General features: G+C 38.9%; 26 protein-coding genes and 4 pseudogenes. 26 read left to right on the top strand and 4 right to left on the bottom strand.

Annotated features, from left to right (window positions below; all coding sequences use genetic code 11):
* Positions 1 to 9 precede the first annotated feature (9 nt).
* Positions 10 to 345 (bottom strand): helix-turn-helix domain-containing protein, encoded by a 336-nt coding sequence (locus PL_RS13955; protein ID WP_041884427.1) that lies wholly within the window; start codon positions 343 to 345, stop codon positions 10 to 12.
* Positions 346 to 494: 149 nt separating this feature from the next.
* Between PL_RS13955 and PL_RS13950 the strand changes: the two genes are divergently transcribed.
* The 10 genes and pseudogenes from PL_RS13950 to PL_RS13910 all read left to right on the top strand — a co-directional run bounded on the left by PL_RS13950 (position 495) and on the right by PL_RS13910 (position 7556).
* Positions 495 to 683 (top strand): SymE family type I addiction module toxin, encoded by a 189-nt coding sequence (locus PL_RS13950; protein ID WP_041884425.1) that lies wholly within the window; start codon positions 495 to 497, stop codon positions 681 to 683.
* Positions 683 to 2299: a hypothetical protein gene (locus tag PL_RS13945; RefSeq protein WP_052496479.1), complete on the top strand. Its 1617-nt coding sequence runs from the start codon at positions 683 to 685 to the stop codon at positions 2297 to 2299. The genes PL_RS13950 and PL_RS13945 overlap by 1 nt, the downstream gene beginning before the upstream one ends.
* Positions 2300 to 2329: 30 nt before the next feature.
* Positions 2330 to 3202: a tyrosine-type recombinase/integrase gene (locus PL_RS13940; protein ID WP_160292138.1), complete on the top strand. Its 873-nt coding sequence runs from the start codon at positions 2330 to 2332 to the stop codon at positions 3200 to 3202.
* Positions 3192 to 4103, top strand: coding sequence for a tyrosine-type recombinase/integrase (locus PL_RS13935; RefSeq protein ID WP_041884423.1), 912 nt, complete (start codon positions 3192 to 3194; stop codon positions 4101 to 4103). Before PL_RS13940 ends, PL_RS13935 begins: the two co-directional genes overlap by 11 nt.
* Before the next feature lie 928 nt (positions 4104 to 5031).
* Positions 5032 to 5121, top strand: a pseudogene (locus tag PL_RS26020) (hypothetical protein); the annotation flags it as partial.
* A gap of 21 nt (positions 5122 to 5142) precedes the next feature.
* Entirely contained in the window at positions 5143 to 5883 is a 741-nt protein-coding gene (locus tag PL_RS13930) for a hypothetical protein (protein ID WP_431357128.1), read from the top strand.
* Positions 5880 to 6257 carry a hypothetical protein gene (locus PL_RS13925; protein ID WP_348619717.1) on the top strand — a complete coding sequence of 126 codons (378 nt, stop codon included), beginning with the start codon at positions 5880 to 5882 and terminating at the stop codon, positions 6255 to 6257. The genes PL_RS13930 and PL_RS13925 overlap by 4 nt, the downstream gene beginning before the upstream one ends.
* Before the next feature lie 58 nt (positions 6258 to 6315).
* Positions 6316 to 6363 (top strand): annotated as a pseudogene (locus tag PL_RS26015) (hypothetical protein); the annotation flags it as partial.
* Between the two features lie 57 nt (positions 6364 to 6420).
* On the top strand, positions 6421 to 7149 hold the full coding sequence (locus tag PL_RS13915) for a scabin-related ADP-ribosyltransferase (protein WP_041886372.1): 729 nt from the start codon (positions 6421 to 6423) through the stop codon (positions 7147 to 7149).
* Entirely contained in the window at positions 7146 to 7556 is a 411-nt protein-coding gene (locus PL_RS13910; protein ID WP_052496584.1) for a hypothetical protein, read from the top strand. Before PL_RS13915 ends, PL_RS13910 begins: the two co-directional genes overlap by 4 nt.
* On the opposite strand, the gene PL_RS13905 is transcribed toward PL_RS13910, so the two are convergent.
* Positions 7545 to 7757, bottom strand: a complete 213-nt coding sequence (locus PL_RS13905; RefSeq protein ID WP_041886373.1) for a hypothetical protein — start codon at positions 7755 to 7757, stop codon at positions 7545 to 7547. The genes PL_RS13910 and PL_RS13905 overlap by 12 nt on opposite strands.
* Positions 7758 to 8158: 401 nt before the next feature.
* Between PL_RS13905 and PL_RS13900 the strand changes: the two are divergent.
* The 12 genes and pseudogenes from PL_RS13900 to PL_RS13845 form a co-directional block, all read left to right on the top strand.
* Positions 8159 to 8851, top strand: a pseudogene (locus tag PL_RS13900) (RHS repeat-associated core domain-containing protein); the annotation flags it as partial.
* Positions 8852 to 8854: 3 nt separating this feature from the next.
* Complete coding sequence (locus tag PL_RS13895; protein WP_052496468.1) at positions 8855 to 9487, top strand: SMI1/KNR4 family protein; 633 nt, start codon at positions 8855 to 8857, stop codon at positions 9485 to 9487.
* A 210-nt stretch (positions 9488 to 9697) separates the two neighbouring features.
* Positions 9698 to 9922 carry a hypothetical protein gene (locus tag PL_RS13890; protein ID WP_348619713.1) on the top strand — a complete coding sequence of 75 codons (225 nt, stop codon included), beginning with the start codon at positions 9698 to 9700 and terminating at the stop codon, positions 9920 to 9922.
* Between the two features lie 201 nt (positions 9923 to 10123).
* Positions 10124 to 10411, top strand: a complete 288-nt coding sequence (locus PL_RS13885; protein ID WP_041884274.1) for a hypothetical protein — start codon at positions 10124 to 10126, stop codon at positions 10409 to 10411.
* 60 nt (positions 10412 to 10471) lie between these two features.
* Entirely contained in the window at positions 10472 to 11149 is a 678-nt protein-coding gene (locus PL_RS13880; protein ID WP_431357127.1) for a M91 family zinc metallopeptidase, read from the top strand.
* Position 11150: 1 nt separating this feature from the next.
* A complete protein-coding gene (locus PL_RS13875; RefSeq protein WP_152620357.1) occupies positions 11151 to 11756 on the top strand; it encodes a hypothetical protein in 606 nt (201 codons plus the stop codon).
* Between the two features lie 376 nt (positions 11757 to 12132).
* A complete protein-coding gene (locus PL_RS13870; protein ID WP_348619710.1) occupies positions 12133 to 13167 on the top strand; it encodes a PDDEXK nuclease domain-containing protein in 1035 nt (344 codons plus the stop codon).
* 127 nt (positions 13168 to 13294) lie between these two features.
* The gene (locus tag PL_RS13865; RefSeq protein WP_041884268.1) at positions 13295 to 13600 is read left to right on the top strand and encodes a hypothetical protein; all 306 of its coding nucleotides are present in this window, start codon (positions 13295 to 13297) and stop codon (positions 13598 to 13600) included.
* A 27-nt stretch (positions 13601 to 13627) separates the two neighbouring features.
* A pseudogene (locus PL_RS26010) lies at positions 13628 to 13780 on the top strand (RHS repeat-associated core domain-containing protein); the annotation flags it as partial.
* A gap of 674 nt (positions 13781 to 14454) precedes the next feature.
* Positions 14455 to 14802, top strand: a complete 348-nt coding sequence (locus tag PL_RS13855; RefSeq protein WP_348619709.1) for a hypothetical protein — start codon at positions 14455 to 14457, stop codon at positions 14800 to 14802.
* 157 nt (positions 14803 to 14959) lie between these two features.
* Entirely contained in the window at positions 14960 to 15304 is a 345-nt protein-coding gene (locus PL_RS13850; RefSeq protein WP_082036000.1) for an HNH endonuclease, read from the top strand.
* Entirely contained in the window at positions 15279 to 15605 is a 327-nt protein-coding gene (locus tag PL_RS13845; protein ID WP_041884263.1) for a hypothetical protein, read from the top strand. Before PL_RS13850 ends, PL_RS13845 begins: the two co-directional genes overlap by 26 nt.
* A 133-nt stretch (positions 15606 to 15738) precedes the next feature.
* Here PL_RS13845 and PL_RS13840 read toward each other — a convergent pair whose 3' ends face one another.
* Positions 15739 to 16020 carry an XRE family transcriptional regulator gene (locus tag PL_RS13840; RefSeq protein WP_152620356.1) on the bottom strand — a complete coding sequence of 94 codons (282 nt, stop codon included), beginning with the start codon at positions 16018 to 16020 and terminating at the stop codon, positions 15739 to 15741.
* 153 nt (positions 16021 to 16173) lie between these two features.
* Here PL_RS13840 and PL_RS13835 point away from each other — a divergent pair, with 153 nt between their 5' ends.
* From PL_RS13835 to PL_RS13820, 4 genes are all read left to right on the top strand, one after another.
* Positions 16174 to 16368: a hypothetical protein gene (locus PL_RS13835; RefSeq protein WP_041884261.1), complete on the top strand. Its 195-nt coding sequence runs from the start codon at positions 16174 to 16176 to the stop codon at positions 16366 to 16368.
* Positions 16369 to 16886: 518 nt separating this feature from the next.
* A complete protein-coding gene (locus PL_RS13830; RefSeq protein WP_041884259.1) occupies positions 16887 to 17438 on the top strand; it encodes an ORF6N domain-containing protein in 552 nt (183 codons plus the stop codon).
* Positions 17439 to 17660: 222 nt separating this feature from the next.
* Positions 17661 to 18092 carry a hypothetical protein gene (locus tag PL_RS13825; protein ID WP_052496466.1) on the top strand — a complete coding sequence of 144 codons (432 nt, stop codon included), beginning with the start codon at positions 17661 to 17663 and terminating at the stop codon, positions 18090 to 18092.
* A 22-nt stretch (positions 18093 to 18114) separates the two neighbouring features.
* On the top strand, positions 18115 to 18336 hold the full coding sequence (locus PL_RS13820; RefSeq protein WP_052496465.1) for a hypothetical protein: 222 nt from the start codon (positions 18115 to 18117) through the stop codon (positions 18334 to 18336).
* 121 nt (positions 18337 to 18457) lie between these two features.
* On the opposite strand, the gene PL_RS13815 is transcribed toward PL_RS13820, so the two are convergent.
* Entirely contained in the window at positions 18458 to 21673 is a 3216-nt protein-coding gene (locus PL_RS13815) for a hypothetical protein (RefSeq protein WP_041884258.1), read from the bottom strand.
* Between the last annotated feature and the right edge of the window lie 286 nt (positions 21674 to 21959).

The raw sequence follows: 21959 nt of genomic DNA, 5'->3' as shown, positions 1-21959 counted from the left end.
TTTTATTGTTTATTGTCCGTAAGCTTTTCTGGCATTAGCATCTCTAAGAAATGCGTCAATAATCACCAGTAAGTGAGTTCTGTCGTTTTCTGGCAGGTCTTCTATCTCCTGTATCCTTTTTACTGTCTTTTTATCAAAAGCGGCGCTGGTGCCTTCGCCGCCGATATAATCCAAAGTGACTTCGAAAGCCTGGGCAATCTTTTTGGCTACTTCTATAGAAGGAATAGCTTCTTCTCTTTCGTATTTACCGATCATGACCCTTGAAATGCCACTTTTGGCAGCCAGGTCACTCTGTGACCAGTTTTTGCGATCTCTTAAATTTGATATAATCTTGCCTGTATTCATCTCTTAAAAGACACTTTTTTGTTCATTATTGCCTGATAAGTCAAATTTAGCGTAAATAAAAGGGATAAAAAAATCTAATAGTTTTTGGTGTAAAGTAAATAATAGGGTATATTTGTATCTGATAGTTACATATAAAAACTTTAATAAAGATGGAAAATCAGCAACACAGATCAATTAAGTTACAAACTAAATATGTACCACTGGCCTATCACCAGTCCAGACAGGTTCCTGAACTGAGAATCTCAGGAGTCTGGCTGGATCAGTGCGGCTTTCATGCGGGCGATATGGTTGATATCGCTATTGTTGAAGGGGAGCTGCTCATTAAAGTGAAACGGTAATGAGTAAAGGACAATTGCATAGTGATAATCCTGAGTTATTGCTGTATACCGAAGGGAAGCTGCACATCACAGTACTGGGTGGTGTGCGGCTGACCGGTCTTGAGCGGCTGAAAGTTACGCTGAAGCTGATCCGTATAGATAATCGGGATCATGCCTTTCGTCATCATCTGGATCTGTATAACAGTATCCATAGTGAGCAGCTGATTGAGAAATCTGCGGAAGTACTGGAAGTGAGTACGGTGGAGGTGAGTTTGGCGGTGAAAGGTCTGACTAGTGCACTGGAAAATTACCGGGGGGAGCGGCTAGAGTCGATGAAGCCCAAGCAGGCGGAGAAAAGAGAACTGAGTGCAGCAGAACGTAAAGCAGCATTGGCTTTTCTGAAATCTGGAAACCTGCTGGAGCGAACGCGGGAGGCGATTGCTGCCAGCGGGCTGATTGGAGAGGAATCCAATAGTCTGATTGCTTACCTGAGCTATACTTCCCGTAAGCGCAATACACCTTTGCACCTGATGTGTCTGGGAGCCAGCGGAACAGGAAAGACCTGGCTTCAGGAGAAAGTATCAGAGCTGATGCCCGAAGAAGACAAGCTTGAAATTACTACGCTTTCCAGTAATGCCTTTTATTACTTTGGACGGGAAGAGCTGAAACATAAACTGCTACTGATCGAAGACCTGGATGGTGCAGAAAGTGCGCTTTATCCTTTGCGTGAATTGCAGAGTAAACGGAGAATCTCCAAGACTGTGACTTTAAAAGACAATAAGGGGAACCTGAAAACAGTGACGCTGAATGTCGAAGGTCCGGTCTGCGTGAGTGGCTGTACCACGCGTGAGCAATTGTATGAAGATAACGCGAACCGGTGTATTCTGCTCTATATGGATGTGAGCGGAGAACAGGATCAGCGGATCATGGAATACCAGCGCCGGCTTAGTGCCGGACAGGTTGATCAGGGTGCCGAGCAGCAGAGCCGCGCACTGATCAAGAACGTGCAGCGTATCTTAAATCCTATTACGGTAAGAAATCCCTTTGCTGTTTACATGAAACTACCTGAAGAGGTGTTCAAGCCCCGCCGGACGATGCTGTTATTGCTGCTGTTTACCGAGACGGTGACCTATTACCACCAGTACCAGCGGGAGTTGAAAACAGACCTGGATACCGGAGAACAGTATATCGAGAGTACGATTGAAGATGTAGAAACCGCCTTCAGGTTATTGGAAACCACGCTGCTGAAAAAGAGTGATGAGCTGAATGATGCCTGTCGTAACTTCTTTGAACGTTTGAAGAGTTACCTGAAAGGGAATGATACAGATAGCTTTTATAGTAAAGAGATCCGCTCAGCTTTCCGGCTTACGCCCAGTAGTATTGGTCGTTATCTGTATGAGCTGGAACGGATGGGCTATATCCGGATCACCCGTGGAAACCGCTATAAAGGCTTTGAGTATAAGGTGCAGCGATGGAATGATCTGGAAACGTTGCAGGAGAGTGGTCAGGCCATGGTGTTGGGTATCCTCTCTCAGATCCGTTCAGTATCCTGTAACCCATCAGTATCCCAGAAGAGCAGTGGGTTAGTCAAGGTGCAGAGCCTCAGTAAGAAAGGGGCAGTAACCCGGACTGGTTAAGAAACGTACAGTTAGTAAAAAATATACATGATGGAAAATCCACTTTATATCCGGCAGCAAACAGGCTTTGAACAGTGGCTCAAGGTACTGAACTTTGATGTCAGCAGTCAAAGGGATATGCCTAAGCTGCTGGGAGAGTTCCTGAGCTATCTGGAATCACAGGCTTGTGTTAGCCTGTCACAACTCCAGGAAAGTCATCTGCACAATTACCTGATTGAGCTGAGTGAGAAACCGGGTAAAACCGGCAGAGGTTTACTGAGTTTGAACTACCGGCGTAAACACCTGCAGGTGATCCGTAAGTTTGCGCGGTATCTGGCTGAAAGCGGACAGGAAAGCTTTACGGTCAAGGTTCAGCTTAAAGAGAAGCCTGTAATGGGCAAGAATATACTGAGCAGAAAGGAAGTGGGGAAACTTTATGCTGCCACCTCGGATAGTCCTTTGGGTCTGCGAGACCGTGCACTACTGGCTTTGTATTATGGATGTGGTCTTAGAAAAAGTGAAGGGCTGAGCCTGAATACAGAAGATGTACTGCTGGAAAAAGAACTGGTGCTGGTTCGTAAAGGTAAAGGTTATAAAGCGCGTTATGTTCCGCTGACAGGAAGCAATAAAACAGATCTGGAGCATTACCTGCGCTATGGGCGGCCTTATCTGCTGAGTGGGAATAAAGAATCTGCGCTGGTGTTAACGATCCATGGGGGACGGTTAAAGACGGCTTTTAAACGTATTGAACGGTTAAAAGAAAAGGCAGATCTTGATCAGGCCATCGGCCCCCATACCCTTCGTCATAGTATAGCGACTCATCTGCTTGCAGCAGGAATGAGGTTGGAACAGATCCAGCGGTTCCTGGGTCACAGCAGTTTGGAAAGTACGCAGATCTATACCCATATTGTACATGAGCTTTGAGCAGTACCTGGAGCATCATGGCTTAAAACCTGTTACGGTTTACCAGCACCGGAAATATACGAGTCACTTTCTGGGCTGGCTTGCAGAGGAAGGCTTCAATCTGGAGCAGGTGAGCTATAATGAAATCCTTGATTATGCAGCTTACCAGAAGCAGGAAAATAAAGGAGTGGGACTGGTTAACCGGATGCTGCTGGCTATCCGGTATTACTTTAGCTGGTTACAGAAACAGGGCAGGGTCAGTAGTAATCCGGTAGCAGGTATCAGGTTGAAAGGCAGTACCAGAACTGTTCCCAGTGGTCTGTTGGAAAAAGGCGAGCTGGATGCTTTATATGAAAGTTATCAGGTTAAAGATGAGCGTAGTCAGCGTAATAAAGTGATGTTGTCTTTGCTGATCTATCAGGGTTTGAGTACTCAGGATCTGCATCAGCTGAAAGAAGAGCATCTCAAGCTAAAAGAAGGAAAGGTATACATCGCTGCAAATGAGCATAGCAATAGCAGAATGCTTAGGCTGGAAGCCTTTCAGATCATGGAACTGTATGAATATATCCATGTTACCCGTTCTAAGATCCTGGTTAACAGAATGGCAGGACGTTCCGGTAGAAAACCTAAAACAATGAAATCAGCTGAACAAATCAGTCAGTTGTTCATCAGTATGAATGGTTGTGAAAACATCAAAAACAGCTTATATCATCTGAACCAGGCTTTACGTAGGTTGAACGTAAAATATAAAAATGCAGTACAGCTCCGTCAAAGTGTAATCACTGAATGGTTGAAAGAAAAAGACTTACGGACAGTTCAATATATGGCAGGCCATAAATATGTGAGCAGTACTGAATGGTATCAGACCAGTAATCTGGAAGACCTGAAAGAGGCTCTGAATAAACACCATCCGCTAAAATAAAATTGCGCACGCCCTCAGTCCATCAAAATCCAGCCAGCTCGCTAAAGGGGCTCGCTTGTCTCTGTCTTTTGCTGTCCTTCCGCTGGCCATCTCTTCTGCCGGTGAAGAACCAGCCCAAAGCAAAATAACATAATACACATTATAATCTCAGCAGTGCTCCATGACTTTGGTTAACTCCCAGAGCTGAGCTGATAATGGGTATTATGTTAAATAGCCGCTCGGCCTACGCTCGGCCACCGCTCGCGTTCCAGCCCATAGCCAAAGTGTTTTCATGAAAAAAGGTGTACCCGGGCTATCGGCTTCCACTGCCTACAGTGTAGGCAAACGCCTGCGAAAAGCAGCCTTTGCCTTTGTTGATATATGCCGTCTCCTTCCAGTCGGTCAGCGGCAAGGCCTGCGGCAGCAAGGTATTGTTCATTGATGGTGGCAGTGCAAGACTGGTCGGGGGAACATCTCATGCCCCCTGAAACAGGGACAGTGCTCCCGCCCAACCTCTCAGGGATCAAAAGAGCCGCTCTTGTCCTCCCCGCTACCAAAGCTCGTTTTATCCCTGGAGGGAGCAAGATGGCGCCCCTTTCATCATGGGTTCAGGTAGTTCATTTGTTAAGCCACCCCGAGCCTAAGAAAGTGAAGCTGTCAAGGGATCGTGGAATAAATGGCCTTTTTGAGGGCAAAGGCTACGAGCGTTTATGCCGCGAAAGCCCTTTACAGCTTTACTTTCGGGGCTATCTTTGCTATAACAGATGAACTAACGAACAAGCAGTACCGTTTATAGTTCCGCACCTTCAAAGTCGAATCTCCAACAAAAAAAAGCCAAACAAGTCCAACCAGTAAACACAAATAAAGCACTAACTTTACGGAAAAGGAAAGTTCTTTATAGCACTGAAAAAGTGCAGCCGGCAAATCCGGCGAACCCGAAAAAAGTCGCATAAGGGTACACGATTACGGCGCAAGGTTCTATGATCCGGTTATCGGTCGTTTCAATACAATAGACCCTCTTTCTGAAAAAAGTAGACGTTTCTCCCCATATGTTTACGGTTTGAATAATCCAATTAGGTTTATTGATCCTGATGGTATGGAAGCTACTGATTGGGTGGAAAAAGGAAATAAATTTGTTTGGGATGACAGAGTTACTGATGCCGTAACGGCAGAAAAATATCAAGGAGAAGGGGCGAAGTATATAGGTAAGGAGGCCACAGCATCTGTAAGCAATGGTTCTACCTCATTAGAAACTGTATCCCTGCATGAGGATGGTTCTATTACAAAAGGAGGGGTGACATTGGCAGCAGGTTCTAAGGAAAGTTTTTCAAACTCACTCGGATCTACCTTCACACCTAGACAAACAGAAGGAAGCTATATGGGAGTTTCGGCAGGCTTTGCTGCAATCGGAGGATTTGGAATAGGTGCAGGTTTAGTTACTGACGCTACAGGGAATAGTGATTTTTATGTCTCATTTTCGGGTAATATAGGCATAGGTATTGGTGCGCAATTAGATTTTGGACAAACAATACCGACTGCTACTAATCAACAGTTTCATAACCAAGATTTTGTTGGTAAAGGAGCTTCTTATAATGTTGGTGTTTCAACCCCACTTATGGATGCTGGTGTAAGTTATGGAGGAAGCTTAGATCCTAATACAGTAGGAGGAAAAGCAATGAACTATAACAGATTTGGCGCAAATGATGGGGGATATAAAACTCATCAAACTGGTTTCTCATTTGGTACTGGTTGGGGTGGAGGGGCAATGTATAGTAATTCAAGAACAAAATTATTGCGATGATTGGAAAAAATATTTCAGTAAGAGATCGTATTATTATAGGTGTAGCTATTGCTGTTCCGTTAATGTTTTTAGTTGGTTTTATTCTCCACTCAATTATTTCTAGCCCGGGGACAGTAGAAATAATACAAAAAGATAATCTAATGAAGCATTTTAACGGTAAAATTGATAGTATGTATTTTGATGAAGAGAATCATAATGTCAAATATGCGGTGTCAAATAAAGTAAGGTTCCCAATCTTTAGAAATTGGGAACCTTATATAGAAATGGGAGATTCATTATCAAAGATTGAAAACTCTTTCAAGTTGGAAATCTATAAAAAAAATGGAAGTAAAATTATCCTTGATTACAGAGATAATTATAAGAAATCCAAGTGATTTGCAATAGGAAGAGTTAGGGGAGTACAATTACGGGGCAAGGTTCTATGATCCTGTTATTGGGAGATGGACTAGTATAGACCCGTTAGCTGAGAAGTCAAGAAGATGGAGTCCGTTTGTTTATGGCGACGATAACCCAATTCGATTTGTTGATCCTGATGGAATGGAGACCCAAGCGTGTTGTGGTCTTTTCTTTAAGGGAGTTGCGCAAGGTTTTGTTAATAATTATAAAGCGATAGGTAAGGTTTTAACTACTAATCCTATCACTACATTAAAAAGCATAACACTCGGTGGTGCGGCCAAATTTGCTGCAAATACGGCTACGCTTGGGATGTCAGGTGCAGTGGAACAAAATTATGCGTTGGGTAAGGCGGTACTGTCTGGTGATGCTAAAACGGCAGGGAATATAATAGGAGATGCTGGTGCAAATGTAATAAATACGGCCGCAACAATGGGAGTAGGTGCTCTTGTTAGCAAGGCTGCTGGAGCTTTAAAGGGAGCTAGCGCAGCTACTTCTGAGTCTTCAGGTGGTTTTGTGTTTAGAGGGGATAGTCGTGCGCCAAACGAAGTGTTTTCTAATGGATTTTCTTCAAAAGGTAACAATATGAATTTATTAGATCATGCCGCAAATAATCCTTCTAACAGCGGTTTTATTTCTACATCTTCTTCACCAAGTGTATCTAGAGGATTTGCTGGAGAAGGAGGATTTGTATACACAATAGGAGAGCCTGCTAATGGAGTAAAAGTGAATCAAGCATTAGGTAGCTCTAGTCCCTTTCCTGGTGAATTGGAAACAGCTGTGCCCTTAAATATCTCGAGTCAATCAATCATAGGCGCTAGGCAGGTGGGCGCTAATGGTAAATTTGTTGGCCCTTTTATAAAGAACAAATGAAAATAAATAAAGAGCTAACCATATCGGATAAGCAGGGAAATAGTTTTGTTGCTTATTTGAATGGGAAAACCAATCAAGGTGTAGCGACGATATTACTTAATGCTAAAGAATTGGATTTGGAAGAATTGTCGGGAAATGATTTTTTTGAGTGTCTGACTAAATTAAGGCAAATTTTAGAATCAAAGGATTTATATGTTCTATGCCAAGGATCGGTTAGGAATGTTTATCCTTCAAGAATGTCAAGTCAAATGAGTGGTGGACTTAAAGCTTACATATTGAAATTGGGAATGCAGGCATCCTTAACTGATCTTGTTAACATTTTTGATTCTGCATTAATTGGTGAAGTAGCTACTGTAAATGAACAAAAAATATTTTATAAAAAATGGATAGAGAGCTTAAATAAGTGACTTATCTAAATATTTAGGATTTGGAATAAAATCCCCCTCAATGAGGCCATTTTCATTTACCTTCCATGCACCAGCTATGGCTTCAGGAGGGACATCCTTTTTATCAGAATAGGCTTCATTAATAACGTAGACATATCCATTAGGATGGTTAAGCGCTTCTTTTTTTGCTTTTTTAGAAGGAACATTAAAAATAGTATTCATAAGAAATCCGGATTGCTGTGAAATTAAATTTAATGATTTATTCTGGTTGTCACGGAAAAATATTTAAGAACAATACTTTTGATTTGTTTAATGAGAGTTTTTTTATAAAACTTATAAATTCCTCTCATTGAGTATTTGCATCTTAAATAAGTAATAAAGGTGATTGGGAATAAGATTTTATTTACGGACGGATTTTAATGCTATCTAGTATTGCATTTTTTTAAACGAATGAACTAATAGAAAAGTATTGTTATTTATAGATTTTGAATTTTAAAAGTAAAATCTCCAACAAAAAAACGCGAATCCTTGCAACCAGTAAACACAAATAAAGCACTAACTTTACTGTAAAGGAAAGTTCTTTATGGCACTGAAAAAGTGCAGCCGGAAAAACCGGCAAACCCGAAAAAAGTCGCATAAGGGTACACGATTACGGGGCAAGGTTCTATGATCCGGTAATTGGAAGGTGGAATGTAGTTGATGCGTTGGCTGATCATCCTAATCAAATTCATCTTTCTCCTTATGCATATGGTTGGAACAATCCGACTAACTTAACTGATCCGGATGGTAATTGTCCGGCGTGTATAATATATGCAACGGAAGCGTTAACTTATATTGCTGCTGCCACATTGGCCGCAGTGTCGACATACATGGTTGTTAACACTGCGAAGCAGGTTTCAAATAATGGTAGTTTTTATAGTTCTGCTCAGGATAATACTAGTGTTTCTAAACCTAAATTGCAGAGTATTGCAAAAACAGAGAACAAGGATGATCATGTTGAGGTTGGCGTTTCCAAAAGTAAGCATCCTGAGTCTGCTGAACATTTAGAAGAAGCAATAAAAAATGGAGTGAATAATAAGGGAACTATAGACCGGAAAGGGGCAAGTGAAAGAAGGAGAGAGAAATTAAAGGGTACAAAAACGGAAAAAGGTAAGGATAGGGACGAAGTTCCCCCAGCTGTTATTGATAATGATAATGGTGGTTTTAGTATTAAACATATTGGACCTTCAGATAATAGAGGCGCTGGCGCATCGATTAGACACCAGATAAGAAATTTGCCAAATGGAACAAAGGTGAAAATTATACCAAAAGATTAAAAGATGAAACATTACAAAAGATTGATCGTTGAGATAAATAGTGAATATAAGACCTCACATATTGCTGGTGCTAGTTTAAATGTACTTAAGCAATCTATTTCAGATATAGAATATTTTGATTTTTTGACAAATGGTGTAAATGGAGGTTTTTTCTTTAGAAATTCACTGCAAGTTTACTCGTTGGATGATGTTAATGATTATAATAATATTATGATTATTAACAAGTATATGGAAACTAACTATTCTAATATGCTGGAAGGTGAATTTTTCTTTGCTCAAGATATATTTGGTAATCAATTTGGTTTCTCAACGAAAGGAATAGTGTTCTTTAATATTGAAACTGGAGAGAAAGAATATGTAGCCGAAAGATTTAATGATTGGATTGATTTGATATTCAATGATCTGGAGTATTATTCTGGTGTTGTTATTCTGGAGCTATGGGATAGTAAAAAAACTCATATTAACTATAATGAACGATTATGCCCAATAATTCCTTTTGTTGTTGGTGGTGAATATGAAATTGAAAACTTGTATGCGGGTTCTTTCCCTAATTATATTTTAGCTAATGCGAATATAGCAAATCAAGTATATAATTTGCCTGAGGGGACAGATATTCAATTGAAACCAATTGATTAATTCGGTTGTGGGGGGCTATACACTGGCATTTCATGGTAAGCCTCGTCACACAGGCGATCTCGATATTTGGATCAATGTATCTGAAGAAAACGCAATTCGAATGCTCAAAGTCGTGAATGATTTTGGGTTGCAATCTCCAGGCTTCCAGAATGAGGTTTTTTGACTGGAGGATTAATTAGCCAGATTGGATATCCACAATTACGGATTGATATGCTGAATATTATTGATGGAGTTAAGTTTAGTGAGGCGATTTTAAATATGGAAAAGATAAAACTCGAGGACGATCTTGTCATCAATTATATCGGCCTTAATGATCTCGTGAAAAATAAACAAGTCTCCGGCCGTAGACAGGACATCACCGATGTTAAGCCATTACAAAAGGTAATAAAATCTAAAAAAAAAGGTAGTTTTCTGGATACTACCGATGAAAATTAAAGATATGTAAATAATAGACTTTATAGTACTATAGCTGGTTATTAAAATAAAAGATTAAATCCTCTGCCTTTTTTAGGCTTACCCATTTCTGGGTTGAATGAGCAAGAATTTGTAGACTTGATGTCGCAAAATGCGATATCAAGTTGGAAGCACTCGAAATGCCAATGAACAACAAATTAGACTATTAAAAATTAGTTATAAATGGAAAAATCATTAAATAATAATTTTGGACATATAAGCTTGTATTTGTTGTGGGCGGGTTTATATTTAATCTTTGGGGTAATAATACCCATTTTAAGTGCTGAAGTTCGATTAATATTGCGGACTTATGCTATTACTGGATTAGTTTGTGGAACATTTCTAATAAGTTTATCTAACATGGTTTTCTTTAAAGGATGGATTCAGATATCTTGGTATATAAATGATCTTATAACTTTAATTACTGGGGGTATAATTGCTTATTATATTGTGAAAATGATTACTTTATAGTATTGAGAATGTTATCTCGGTATTGAGGAGTATGATTACGGAGCCCGTTTCTATGATCCGGTGATAGGGAGGTGGAGTGTTGTAGACCCACTTTATGAGAAGATGAGAAGATACTCTCCTTATGTTTATAGCTTTAATAATCCTATTCGCTTCGTTGATCCTGATGGGATGAAGCCTGAAGACATAATTATTGTTGGTACAAAAGGGTATCGGCAACAAGTTCTTAATCAACTTCAATTATTGACGAATCAGAAAATAAGTATATCAAAAGGTGGGAAATTGGAAATGTCGGGTGGTACTAAACCAATTGGAACAGATTTGGTGTCTAATTTGATTACAAGTGATAAAAAAATAATTATTCAAGATGCAAAAGGTTTAGGAAATAGCACATCATTTATTGATGGAGCCGCAGCAAATGGAAATGTGAGAGGCAGATCTGGTTCAACGATTAGTTTTGATCCAAATAATTTAGAAAATTATGAAGAAGGTATAAAAAATGGTGACGGAACTACAGGCAGACCAGCACAGGTTGGTTTAGCACACGAGCTGGGGCATGCGAAAGATGGTATTGACGGGAAGGCTACTAATGAGACATTAACCGTAATAGATCCTGATCGTAGAGATAATTCACCTACGCCAATGACAAAAGATGAATATAGAATTCGAACTAGGGTTGATAATCCTATAAGAAGAGAACAGGGCGCTAAAAGAAGAGCAATCCCAATAATCACGAATTAATATGAGATATTTTATTTTATTACTATCAGCTGCATTGTTCTGGTCATGCTCAAGTGCTGTGAAATGTACATCGAATTTTGATCAATATTTGAATGATGATTTTTTGAAATTATGGAACGCTGAAACTAATAAAGCTATGATCAAAAAAGGGGATAAGAAGTCTATTTTTCTCTTGGATTTTGAAAAAAAACATAATCTGTCTGTCTTCGGCAGAAAGGATTTTCTGAAAAGCTTTAAACAGGGGAAAATATATAGCGAAATTAGTTTCAGTGAACTTTGGGTATTGGAAATAAATTATTCTGGAGAAAAAAATCAACGAATAAAGTATCTCATGGGAATTTGTGGTAATGCTTGTCATATGACTAAATGGACTGAGGGAGTTAGGGGATGGCTTGCTTCTGAAGATCATAAAATCAAAACAGAAGATTTTGAAAATTTATACACTGTTCTCAATCGCAATGATGATAAGAGATCTTATTGGGGAGGTAATATTACTGAGATTGCTAGTCTGACGCAATTTAAAGATGGTAATCAAATCTCTGTTCAAGTGTTTGGGGCTTTAAATAAAATGCAGTTTGATACTATAAATGGATTGAATTTCAAATAGTAATCATGATAGTCAGTTATATTAACTCGGGGATTGTAACACAGATTTCTGAACACTGTCTTAGATTCTAAAAGTATCTGAAGAATTTATAAAATAATAAAGCCGTGATCTTGGAGTGAGTCCCAAAAGTTGGACACTATTTGGGACTCACTCCATCTTTTGATCCGAGCTTTGTTATTTACTGTCTATTAATTTTTCTGGCATTTTCCTCCTAAGAAAGTCATTAATAATTACCAGTGAATGACTTTTGTCGTTTCCTGGTAAGTCTTGTATCAGTTATATCTCATTTACTGTCTTTTGTTAAAAGTGAGATTAAGCATTATCCATTGAAATAATCATTCGATGGGATAAAAAGAAAAACATTAATATTGTAATTATGAACGATACTCTGGCAACTCATATAGAGAGACTTTACAGCAATATAAAGCAGGTAATTGATAAAGGAAAAGATACTGCCTACCGAGCTGTTAATGCTACAATGGTTGAGGTCTATTGGCAGATTGGGAAATTGATTGTTGAAGAAGAACAGGGTGGGAAAGAAAAAGCAGATTATGGAGCAGTTTTATTGGAAGAACTATCAATTCGGTTAACCAAAGAATATGGAAAAAGCTTTAGCAGTCGACATTTACGTTATATACGGCGGTTTTACGTTATTTTCCCAAAATGGAACGCAGTGCGTTCCGAATTGAGTTGGACACATTTCCGTTTGCTGTTAAAAACAGAAAGAGAAGATGCCAGGTTGTTTTATATGCAAGAAGCCATTGAGGGTAATTGGAGTACCAGAACACTGGAAAGGCAACTCAATAGCCTGTATTTTGAAAGAATGGTATTGACCCAAAAGGGAGGTCGGGCACTAGTAAAATCAGAAGCGGAAGGTAAAAAAGAGTCTATGGAAGCAAGAGATATAATCAAAGATCCTTATGTACTTGACTTTTTGGAACTGAAAGCTAATACCAATTTTTACGAACAAGAACTTGAACAAGCTATTATTGATAAGCTACAGGAGTTTTTATTGGAACTGGGCAAAGGCTTTTCATTTGTAAGCAGACAATATCGAGTAAGTTTAGAGGGGGAGCACTTTTTTATCGATCTGGTTTTTTACAACTACATTCTAAAATGCTTTCTACTGATTGACTTAAAGACAGGTAAACTCAGCCATCAGGATGTTGGGCAAATGGATATGTACGTTCGGATCTTTGAAGAAAAAATGAGACAGGAAAGCGATAATCCGACTATCGGATTAATACTTTGTTCCGAAAAAAACAATGCAGTAGCCAAATACAGCCTTTTGAATGATAGTAAACAAATCTTTGCATCGAAATACAAAACCTATCTTCCAACCGAGCAAGAGTTACAGCAAGAAATTGCAAAAGAAAGAGAGGCTGTAGAAATGGAGAAGGGACTAAAATAATGCTAGTACGTCGCTACTTCTGCTGGTGAAAAATCCGGCCGGAGCTAAATAACATAATGACCATTATTAACATAGCCATTGGGATTGCCACTAGATACCGAATGAGACTATTAAAATTTATTTATAAATGGAAAAATCGTTGAATAAGAAATTTGGACCTGTGGGCTTGTCTTTATTATGGATAGGTCTGTGTTTAATTTTTGGATTAATTATACCCGCTTTAAGTGCAGGCTCTAGTTCCAGTTCCGAAGTTCCATTTGTATTACAGATATATAATATTATTGGTCTAGTTTGTGGGACGTTTCTAATAAGTTTATCTAACACATTTTTCTTTAAAGAATGGGTTAGGAGATTTTGGTATCTAAATGGTTTTATAACTTTAATTACTGGTGGTATGATTGCTTATTATGTTGTGAAAATGATTAGTTTATAGTATTGAGGACGTTATCCCAGTAGAGAGGAGTACGATTACGGGGCTCGTTTTTACGACCCGGTTATAGGGAGGTGGAATATGATTGATCCGCTGGCGGAGAAGATGATGACATGGTCACCTTACACCTACGCATTCAACAACCCAATAAAGTTTATTGATGTTGGAGGTATGTGGCCATATCCAGTTACAGTTAGGGCGTTTGCACCTACAGGCTCTTTTAGAGGTACTGGATTCAATGATGATAATAGAGGTTTCTCAGCGAGTAACAATGTAACTTCTCGTTTATCCCAGACTACTACAATCGATCCGAGCAAAGGCACCATACGTGGTGGAAATGTAACTAGTTCTGGAACACATTGGAATGGTATACCTGCTGGTAATGCTGAAAACTTTACTTCAGAAGGAGGTGTAGACAGAATTTTTACTTCCAGCGATAACGTTAAAAATACTATGTCGTATGATGCGCATCTTACCGGCTCAGATCCTGTGGGTCTTGGCCTGGCACCAGAAGTAGGAGTAAATTCATCTGTTAGCTTAACAGAGAATATTAAAGAAGGTTATGTTGACGCGAGTGTTACCTTATCAAGTAAAGGGTTTCCTGCAACTGAAGCAACAATAGGCGATTCAAAAGGACAGCGTATTTTACTAACTGGGGCTGCAGCTTATGGTGGACTTAAAACACTAGCATCTGGTGATGTAAAAGAAGTGGCGAAAATAGGTGTTCGGATTAATATTAATAGTAAAGGTCAATTTACTGGAATTGTATTTGGAGGTAAAACCTATAAAATAGATGATTGGAACAAGGCACAGCAAGCTAAACCAGCTGGTCCATTCCCAGAAAAAAAAGAATAATAATGAAGAAGACTATATACATAACTTTTAACCTAGCATATCAGTTGATTGTGTTCTTTTGTTTACTATATGCAAATACATATATTAATGATAATGTTGTGCCAGAGAGTCTCTTATGGCAAAATAATCAGCCTAGAATAGATGCAGCAGGTATGTTGGGATTTGCAACGATTAAAACACTTGTTTTGATCGTTGAAGGAGGAGTCCTTGTATTATTGGTATATTTTATCAATCGATCAGTTATGAATAGTGGTACTATTGTAAAACGTACCCTAAAAGTAAACGTGATTGTGACTATGTGTTTTATTATAGTACTTATCTGGGGTAGTTTTAATGGGTATCTTTGGTGAAATTAATTTCTAAAATAAACAATAAAAGCCCTCAAACGAGGGCTTCTAGGATAAATAAGTAAAGGGTTAAAAGGAATTGCTGTAGGTACTGCTGGTGCAACTGAACTGTTAGTAAAGCTGCCGATGGTTCAGTATATTCTGTAGTTTTTGAAACAGAATTGTCGAGCACACTTTATCCAGGAAAAGGCTATATCATACACATTTTAAGGCTGCAAATACATCTCTTAATGAAACTGTGGCATCAGATACTTCATTTTTATCATCTATGTATGATTTTGGGGTTTCAGTCCCTAGTTCGCCAACGGAGAATATATTAGGGAAATCGCCAACTGACTGGGTTTGGCATCATGATATAGGAAATGGAGTTATGCAGCTTGTGCCTAAAACACAACATACTACTGGTAATGTTTTTTTGGTACAATGCACCTTTATGGAGTTGGTGGAATGGCAATATGGGGATGATAGAATGAATAAATATGAAATTGATAACGTTAATATCTAAAATAACTGATTCGGTTGGACTGGATCAGTTTTATGTTGAGCAAAAGTTAGATGTAGAATCTGAAGCTCTGATTATTTATATGAAAGAATCCTTGGATCTGGATTCTGAAGTGTATGTGTTCCCAATAGAAGAAACGGAAGATGATCTTGTGTTTGAAAAAGATGGTGTTAAATATGTTCAATTCTTTCCAATTGAATACGTACTGGATCTTATTGAATCTGATTTGGACTTGAAAACAGGAGCTTATACTGATAAGGAAATAGCCGAACGATTACTAGAATATAGATTGAATGATGCTTAGTTCTTGTTAAAGTTAATTGTGAGAAAACTCGCAGTCTTTATGTCTGTAGGGAGTTCTAATAAACATTTCTATACTTATTCTGGATTATATAAAAGCCCGTGATCGTTGATCCGGGCTTTGTTGTTTATTGTCCTTAAGCTTTGCCTGTTTTGGCATCCCTGATAACCGTGTTGGCGAGGAAAAAGAGCTTTTCTTTTACTACAGGGTCGAGTTCATCAATCTCATCAATGAGTTTAAGTGTTTGTTTGTCTACGCTGACTTTGTCGCTGCTTCCGGCAAGATAATCCAAAGAGACTTCCAGTGCATCGGCAATCTTTTTTGCTACATCTACAGAAGGCGAAGCCTCGCTACGTTGTAGCGTCCAATGATTTTGCTGCCGTCGGGAGGTGAAAGCAGAGCTACTAATACGGGGCAATTTATAATAAAAGGAACTGCCAATAAATCTAACATCATAGATAGTTATCTTGCAAGACCTTTAGACGGAAATAAAGGAGGGAATGGAGTATCTTATCGACCCACAAAATGTAAAGCCAATCAAAGCATCAACTGCAAAACCCGCATTTTAACTATGGACGGCAAAAGTAAATATTCAGGAATGACAGTTAATGAACGCCTCTACATAAGCGGATTAATAGATAAGTATTATGAGGCTGTAAGGGAAAAAGATATTGATGCTGCTATCTCAATACTTAAAGCAGTTGATTTGGGCGAAGATAACATAATGGCCAATTTGAAGTTTGCTGGCCTAATTAGCGATGACTAACCCCCACGCTGATGCGGGCTTGTCGTTCGTGATCATAGTTCTGCCTACTGAACCAAGCTTTGCTGTTTGTCTGATAGTCGGTTTGCTAATTGGCTGCATGGACGTACATGCAGTCTTTTGTTATGGTTTTATAATCTACAAGTTGTGTTATTGAATACTCAATAATTACCTGCCTCCGTTTTGTGACGAAGGAGAAAAAACGATGCAACTTAGTTTTTCCTGCAAGCAAGCGGACTGAAAAGTCTGGTCTGCCTGTTTATTGATTATACGCTTTTCTGGTATTAGCATCCGTGATAAAGGCATCCATAATGGCGGTGAGATGAGATTTGTCTTCGTCGGAAAGTCCTTCTATCTGTTGCATTCGCTTAATTGTCCTTTTATCAAAAGAGGCATTGGCACCTTCGCCGCCAATGTAATCTAAGATGACCTCAAAAGCCTGAGTTATATTTTTGGCTACTTAAACGCCATCCACTAAAATAAATAACCAGGTTGAATACATACCTGAATACATTTGTAATATGAGCGAGCATAAACCCATAACCATATCTGATGAAGTAATCATCAATAAAATCTATCTGGTCAGAGGCCAGAAAATAATGATAGATCGTGATCTTGCTGAAATGTATGGCGTAGAAACCCGCATATTGAATCAAGCTATCAAGCGGAATGAAAAACGCTTTCCCCCTGACTTCATGTTTCAGCTGAGCGCAGTAGAGTTGTCAGATTGGAAATCACAAAATGTGATATCCAATAAAGAGAAAATGGGTTTACGGAAGCTGCCATATGCTTTCACGGAACAGGGGGTTGCGATGTTATCCAGTGTGCTTAACAGTGAAACGGCTATAGAGGTAAATATACAGATCATCAGGATATTCACCCGGGTCAGGCAACTATTGACTGATCATACTGAACTACGTTTGGAGGTGGAAAAGATCAAGAAAAAGTTAGACAACCAGGACAAGAATATGGAAGTTGTATTCCAATATCTGGATGAATTACTGGAAAAGAAAGATGATTCCAATACTGGTAGAACCATTATCGGTTATCAAATCGGATCAGGTCAGTCATAGTCCGCAGGTTCCCGGTGCATCGAAATCCAGGCGGCTTCTTGCAAACATTCATAAAGTTTCATCGCCTTGTCCAGCGGGTTAAACACTGGAAGTTAAAAGAACTCTAATCGTGAAAGTAGTTGATAATAGCATCCTCACTAAAGTTCTTGATGGCCTGAGGTGTAAGGACCAGGTGGGACAATTTCATCTTCTTATGACTAATATTGTTATGATATTTGTTATATGGAAAAGCTAAATATTCAGGGAAAAAGAGTAATCGTAGTTTTTTGGAAAAATAGTACAGAGAATCCTTTTGAAGTATTTTCTAATTTAAAGAACTTTAGTTTAAGCTATCCACAGTTTAACTACAAAACCATAAGTAATTATTTGAGTAAGGCTAAAGTCGCTTATGAAAATCAGGAAGTGCGAATAGAACGTAAAAATATTATTTTAAAGCCTAAGCCTGCTTCTGAACCCCGAATTAGAAAAATAGCACCTGTACTAAGAAGGGTTATGATGAAAGATGCCAATGATGAACAGCATGATCTGGAATATTGGTTGAGTCGACCGGTAAAAGAGCGTGCTGCTGCGGTTACTTACATCATTTCTCAATCTTTAACAAAGGGACAAAGAATGGATAAAACGAAACTGGTAAAGAAAAGAATGTACGAATGACATTAGCCGAAGATTTTTTGATGTGCTGAATCTCATTGACGGAGTTAAGTTTAGTGAGGCGATCTTAAATATGGAAAAGATAGAACTCGAGAATGATCTTGTCATTAATTATATCTGCCATAATGATCTCGTAAAAAATAAACAAGTCTCCGGCCGCAGACAAGACATCACCGATGTTAAGACATTACAAAAGTTAATGAAATCTAAAAAAGGTAGTTTTCCTGATGCTGCCGATAAAAATTAAAGACATGTAAATAATAGGCTTTATAGTCTTATATGTCCACAGTCCAGTCTATAGCAAAGGAGCCCCTTTCATTTAATGAAAGGGGCTCCTTTGCTATAGACTGATTAATATCAGGTATTTATTATTTGCCTGTATAATGATAATTTACAGTCTTAATAATATTACCATACTGATCTTTCACACTTATTAAGCGCTGATAGGTGTCATACTGATAATATGCTGTATTACCCTTTGGATCTGTAGTACTTTCAATAGCACCAAATGTCTTATAACTAAACGAACTGAAGTACGCTGGTTTAAGAGGTGACAGGAAACTGTCAATTGCAGCTTTTCCTGGTGTCTGAGAGCTGAATGTCGTTATAGTACTGCTACCAAGTTTAGTTTTAAGATCGGCATAGCTGATATCCTTGATTTCTGCGATAGGATAATGACCATCATAACTCCATAAATAAGATGTTTTCTGACCATTGGTAAGACCTTGTTCCAATACGTTCCCCTGAGCGTCATAAGCGTAGAACCGAACTCTCTCTTCCAGTCCTTTATCCGGAGCGTAAATCTGTATGCTTTCAGGAGCTGTAACCGAAGTACTCCAGCTTTTGTAATTAACTCTTTTTTGTGCAGTCAGTGTGCCTGAAACGGTTTCGCTCTGATCTAAAACAGGGCTGATATTATACTGGTTGATCAATTGTTGTTTCCCGGATTGAGCTTCGGCAGATAAACCAGTTATATTGTCCTGTGGGTACAGATAATCAGTCTGAATGATCTTTTTATCACTGCCATATTTTTTTACGGAACTTATCAGCTGATGGCTTGTATTATTATACACATTGCTGTATCCGCTCACAATTGGGTTTCCACCCGAAGGATCATAGGTTGTCGTAGTAACGGAGTCTGCATAAACCCAGGCCGAGGACAATTCATACTGAGCTACATTTATTCCTTTATAGGCTGGAAGTGTAGCAACAGCAGGTAAAGAGGTATTAACAATTTCTGAAGTTGGTTCGGCCTGTATAGCAAAAAACTTAGTCCGCTCCATAAGACGGGGATCAGATTTATAACGCGTTTTTGTTTCGCTGACAGGTATTATAGTGCCGTCAACTTTTTTAAAGTTTAAAAGATTTGCTTCCAGCGCCTGACTGTAAACCCCTGAATTGGAAATAGGTCCCCCGTACATTAAATAACCTGCAATTAATGCCGGATAACCGTCCAGGTATAAATTGAAATTATGTTTTGTACCTCCACCTTCAAAATTCTCACCTATACTCTCTGTAACTGAAGTATAGTAGATATGGTTTCCGGATAAATTTTCGGCACTGAAATTTGGTGTAGATGAGAATTTGGTATAGGCACAAGAACTAAACAGGAAAAATATCCCACTTTGCTCACCTGGTGTAGAGCATTTTGTATAACGGATTATATTGGAATCGTAAGATGGTTTGGCATTATAAATCTTACCTGAAGATTTACCTGTAGTTAAATCACCGTAATAGAATTTTTTGATCTTGGTTTGTTGCGTTACAGGATCGACAGAAAGAACTCTTTTCAGGCGCAGACCAGCAACTTCGATGTTGCCATCAAATGCTGGTTTACCAGTATAATATTCGAAATTCATGGACCCGCCCGAATCCCCCTGGACTTTCAGAACTATCTCATAGTCTCCGGGAGAAAGATTTAAGTTCCCAGTTTTATGCTGACCTGCACCGGCTTGTAAACTTTCTCCGGAAACGGTCTCCCCGGTAGCAATATTTCTGACACTACCTATAACCAAATAGTTACCCAACGGGTATAGGGGTCTTCCGTCAGCGGCGACTTGTCTGGGTACACAGCCAATATTTACAAAAACCGATTGCTGGCAGGTTATTTTAAAGGGTTTTGAAGTATACACATTTGGTGGTTCTTTAAATTCAGCAGAACCACTTACTCTGGCCTGGAAAGTACTTTCTTTAACGTTACAATCCATAGTAGTATTTGCATAAATAGTATTTGCTTCATATTCTAAACTGTCAACACCTCCTGTAGGATAAGTGATTTTTCTTAACATACCTGTTACCGAGAAATTAGCATCAGGATTTCTGTCTCCGAAACCTCCTGGTGCAGAAGTATTTAAATATGCTGCATCAAGTGGTTTTGGAATCATCGAAGCATTATTTTTTCCATTAAAGTATCCATAATGATCCTGAGCATAAGATAGGCGTGATGGCAGTGCTGACAATTTATAATAGTCAAAATTGTATACCTGATCCTGTACAGCCAGTTTTTTCAGATAGAAACGATCTGTCGCATCTGCATAAGTAAACGAAGCTTTTTTAAGTGTTACATCAGATAAGTCTTTATAGGTGACATCAGTCAAATAAAAATCTCCTTTAAGATCAGTTCTTGGTGCGTAAGTAAACTTTATTTTTCCGTCAAATGTTGAATTGCTATTTATTTCTGAAACATACTGTCCATAATTAATGATGGTCGTGATCTCTTCTTTTGAGGGGATATTTGGACAGTTATTACAACTTCCGTCAATAAGACCATCAAAGTAGATATAGGCATTACTTTTTGAGGCTACATAAGTAAACTGGCAAGGGGCATAGACCAAATTAATCTGATCGCCTAAAGGATGGGTGATAGAGCTTAAGAACCATGCATTATTTATTTTGCTCCTGTACATCACGTTTGATGAGGCAATTGCTGCGGAAGCCTCTACGGCATCGAAGGTATACAGTACGCCGTCTGGTGTGCGGATAAAAAATCCATCATTCATATTTCCTGTAATCTGGAGATTATTCTGGTCCAGTTTCTTAATCACGTCATTATAGATGATGAATTTCCCGGAATAACCAGGGAAGCTAAACGTGAAAATATCAGGCTGTGTATCATAACGACTGCTGATTACAGAGTTTAGGTATGTCTTTAACGGTTCCCCTGCTGTATTGGGAAAATCTGCCGGAGGAATTGCAAAAGCATTATCACCATCCGGACTTCCATAAACAGTTCTGCTGATTACCCCACCTGCACTTAGGGCCCAGTCCATACCGGTCCGCGAAGGTACTTTGTCAACCTTTAAGCCTGTTGAACTATAATCAATTCCTATAGGAAGGCTTAGATGTTTTGTCTTATAGGTGAAAAGCTCAACGTGCGAATTTGCAGCACCTGTACTTAATGAATTGCCTACTATAGCAAACTTGCCAAGTTCTGATGCAGTTGGCGAGGGGGATAATATGTTGGGGACTTCTACACCATTCTCATTGTTTTTTTGTGCATACGTGCTGCTGGTAATGCCTGTTGTCAATAGGCTGATAAAAGCAAAGATTACCAGGTAATAAATTCGGGAGCTGTTTTTTTTCATTAAGTATGCTGATTTAGAACTCTGTTTCGGGCAACTAAAATAAACAATAGTATATGATAGTTCATTGGTTGGATGTTATTTTTTATCTGGTTATTTATATTGTCCTTCTTGTAAAACAATAAGAGATTTGTCTATTGTAATGCGAGTGGTAGTTACTATCAGTTAAGCCTTTCTGCTTCCAGGTCAGTTTTTGCTTTCTACTTTGACCTCCTTTTGCTCTGACATTTCTGTTGACTGAGGGGGAGGGGCTCTATACCGAGGTCATTGTAATGCAGGCCAGAGCAGA

It is taken from the genome of Pedobacter lusitanus, assembly GCF_040026395.1.
Lineage (GTDB): Bacteria > Bacteroidota > Bacteroidia > Sphingobacteriales > Sphingobacteriaceae > Pedobacter > Pedobacter lusitanus.
This window is presented reverse-complemented; position numbering and strand designations above follow the sequence as displayed.

What these genes read in the sequence shown, in the direction of transcription:
- PL_RS13885 (WP_041884274.1), top strand. Translation starts at nt 10,124, where the DNA reads ATGGAAAAATCATTAAATAATAATTTTGGACATATAAGCTTGTATTTG.
- PL_RS13915 (WP_041886372.1), top strand. Translation starts at nt 6,421, where the DNA reads ATGGAGACCCAAGCGTGTTGTGGTCTTTTCTTTAAGGGAGTTGCGCAA.
- PL_RS13925 (WP_348619717.1), top strand. Translation starts at nt 5,880, where the DNA reads ATGATTGGAAAAAATATTTCAGTAAGAGATCGTATTATTATAGGTGTA.
- PL_RS13945 (WP_052496479.1), top strand. Translation starts at nt 683, where the DNA reads ATGAGTAAAGGACAATTGCATAGTGATAATCCTGAGTTATTGCTGTAT.
- PL_RS13910 (WP_052496584.1), top strand. Translation starts at nt 7,146, where the DNA reads ATGAAAATAAATAAAGAGCTAACCATATCGGATAAGCAGGGAAATAGT.
- PL_RS13905 (WP_041886373.1), bottom strand. Translation starts at nt 7,757, where the DNA reads ATGAATACTATTTTTAATGTTCCTTCTAAAAAAGCAAAAAAAGAAGCG.
- PL_RS13835 (WP_041884261.1), top strand. Translation starts at nt 16,174, where the DNA reads ATGGACGGCAAAAGTAAATATTCAGGAATGACAGTTAATGAACGCCTC.
- PL_RS13845 (WP_041884263.1), top strand. Translation starts at nt 15,279, where the DNA reads ATGAAATTGATAACGTTAATATCTAAAATAACTGATTCGGTTGGACTG.
- PL_RS13955 (WP_041884427.1), bottom strand. Translation starts at nt 345, where the DNA reads ATGAATACAGGCAAGATTATATCAAATTTAAGAGATCGCAAAAACTGG.
- PL_RS13815 (WP_041884258.1), bottom strand. Translation starts at nt 21,673, where the DNA reads ATGAAAAAAAACAGCTCCCGAATTTATTACCTGGTAATCTTTGCTTTT.
- PL_RS13940 (WP_160292138.1), top strand. Translation starts at nt 2,330, where the DNA reads ATGGAAAATCCACTTTATATCCGGCAGCAAACAGGCTTTGAACAGTGG.
- PL_RS13825 (WP_052496466.1), top strand. Translation starts at nt 17,661, where the DNA reads ATGGAAAAGCTAAATATTCAGGGAAAAAGAGTAATCGTAGTTTTTTGG.
- PL_RS13950 (WP_041884425.1), top strand. Translation starts at nt 495, where the DNA reads ATGGAAAATCAGCAACACAGATCAATTAAGTTACAAACTAAATATGTA.
- PL_RS13870 (WP_348619710.1), top strand. Translation starts at nt 12,133, where the DNA reads ATGAACGATACTCTGGCAACTCATATAGAGAGACTTTACAGCAATATA.
- PL_RS13935 (WP_041884423.1), top strand. Translation starts at nt 3,192, where the DNA reads ATGAGCTTTGAGCAGTACCTGGAGCATCATGGCTTAAAACCTGTTACG.
- PL_RS13895 (WP_052496468.1), top strand. Translation starts at nt 8,855, where the DNA reads ATGAAACATTACAAAAGATTGATCGTTGAGATAAATAGTGAATATAAG.
- PL_RS13875 (WP_152620357.1), top strand. Translation starts at nt 11,151, where the DNA reads ATGAGATATTTTATTTTATTACTATCAGCTGCATTGTTCTGGTCATGC.
- PL_RS13830 (WP_041884259.1), top strand. Translation starts at nt 16,887, where the DNA reads ATGAGCGAGCATAAACCCATAACCATATCTGATGAAGTAATCATCAAT.
- PL_RS13855 (WP_348619709.1), top strand. Translation starts at nt 14,455, where the DNA reads ATGAAGAAGACTATATACATAACTTTTAACCTAGCATATCAGTTGATT.
- PL_RS13890 (WP_348619713.1), top strand. Translation starts at nt 9,698, where the DNA reads ATGCTGAATATTATTGATGGAGTTAAGTTTAGTGAGGCGATTTTAAAT.
- PL_RS13865 (WP_041884268.1), top strand. Translation starts at nt 13,295, where the DNA reads ATGGAAAAATCGTTGAATAAGAAATTTGGACCTGTGGGCTTGTCTTTA.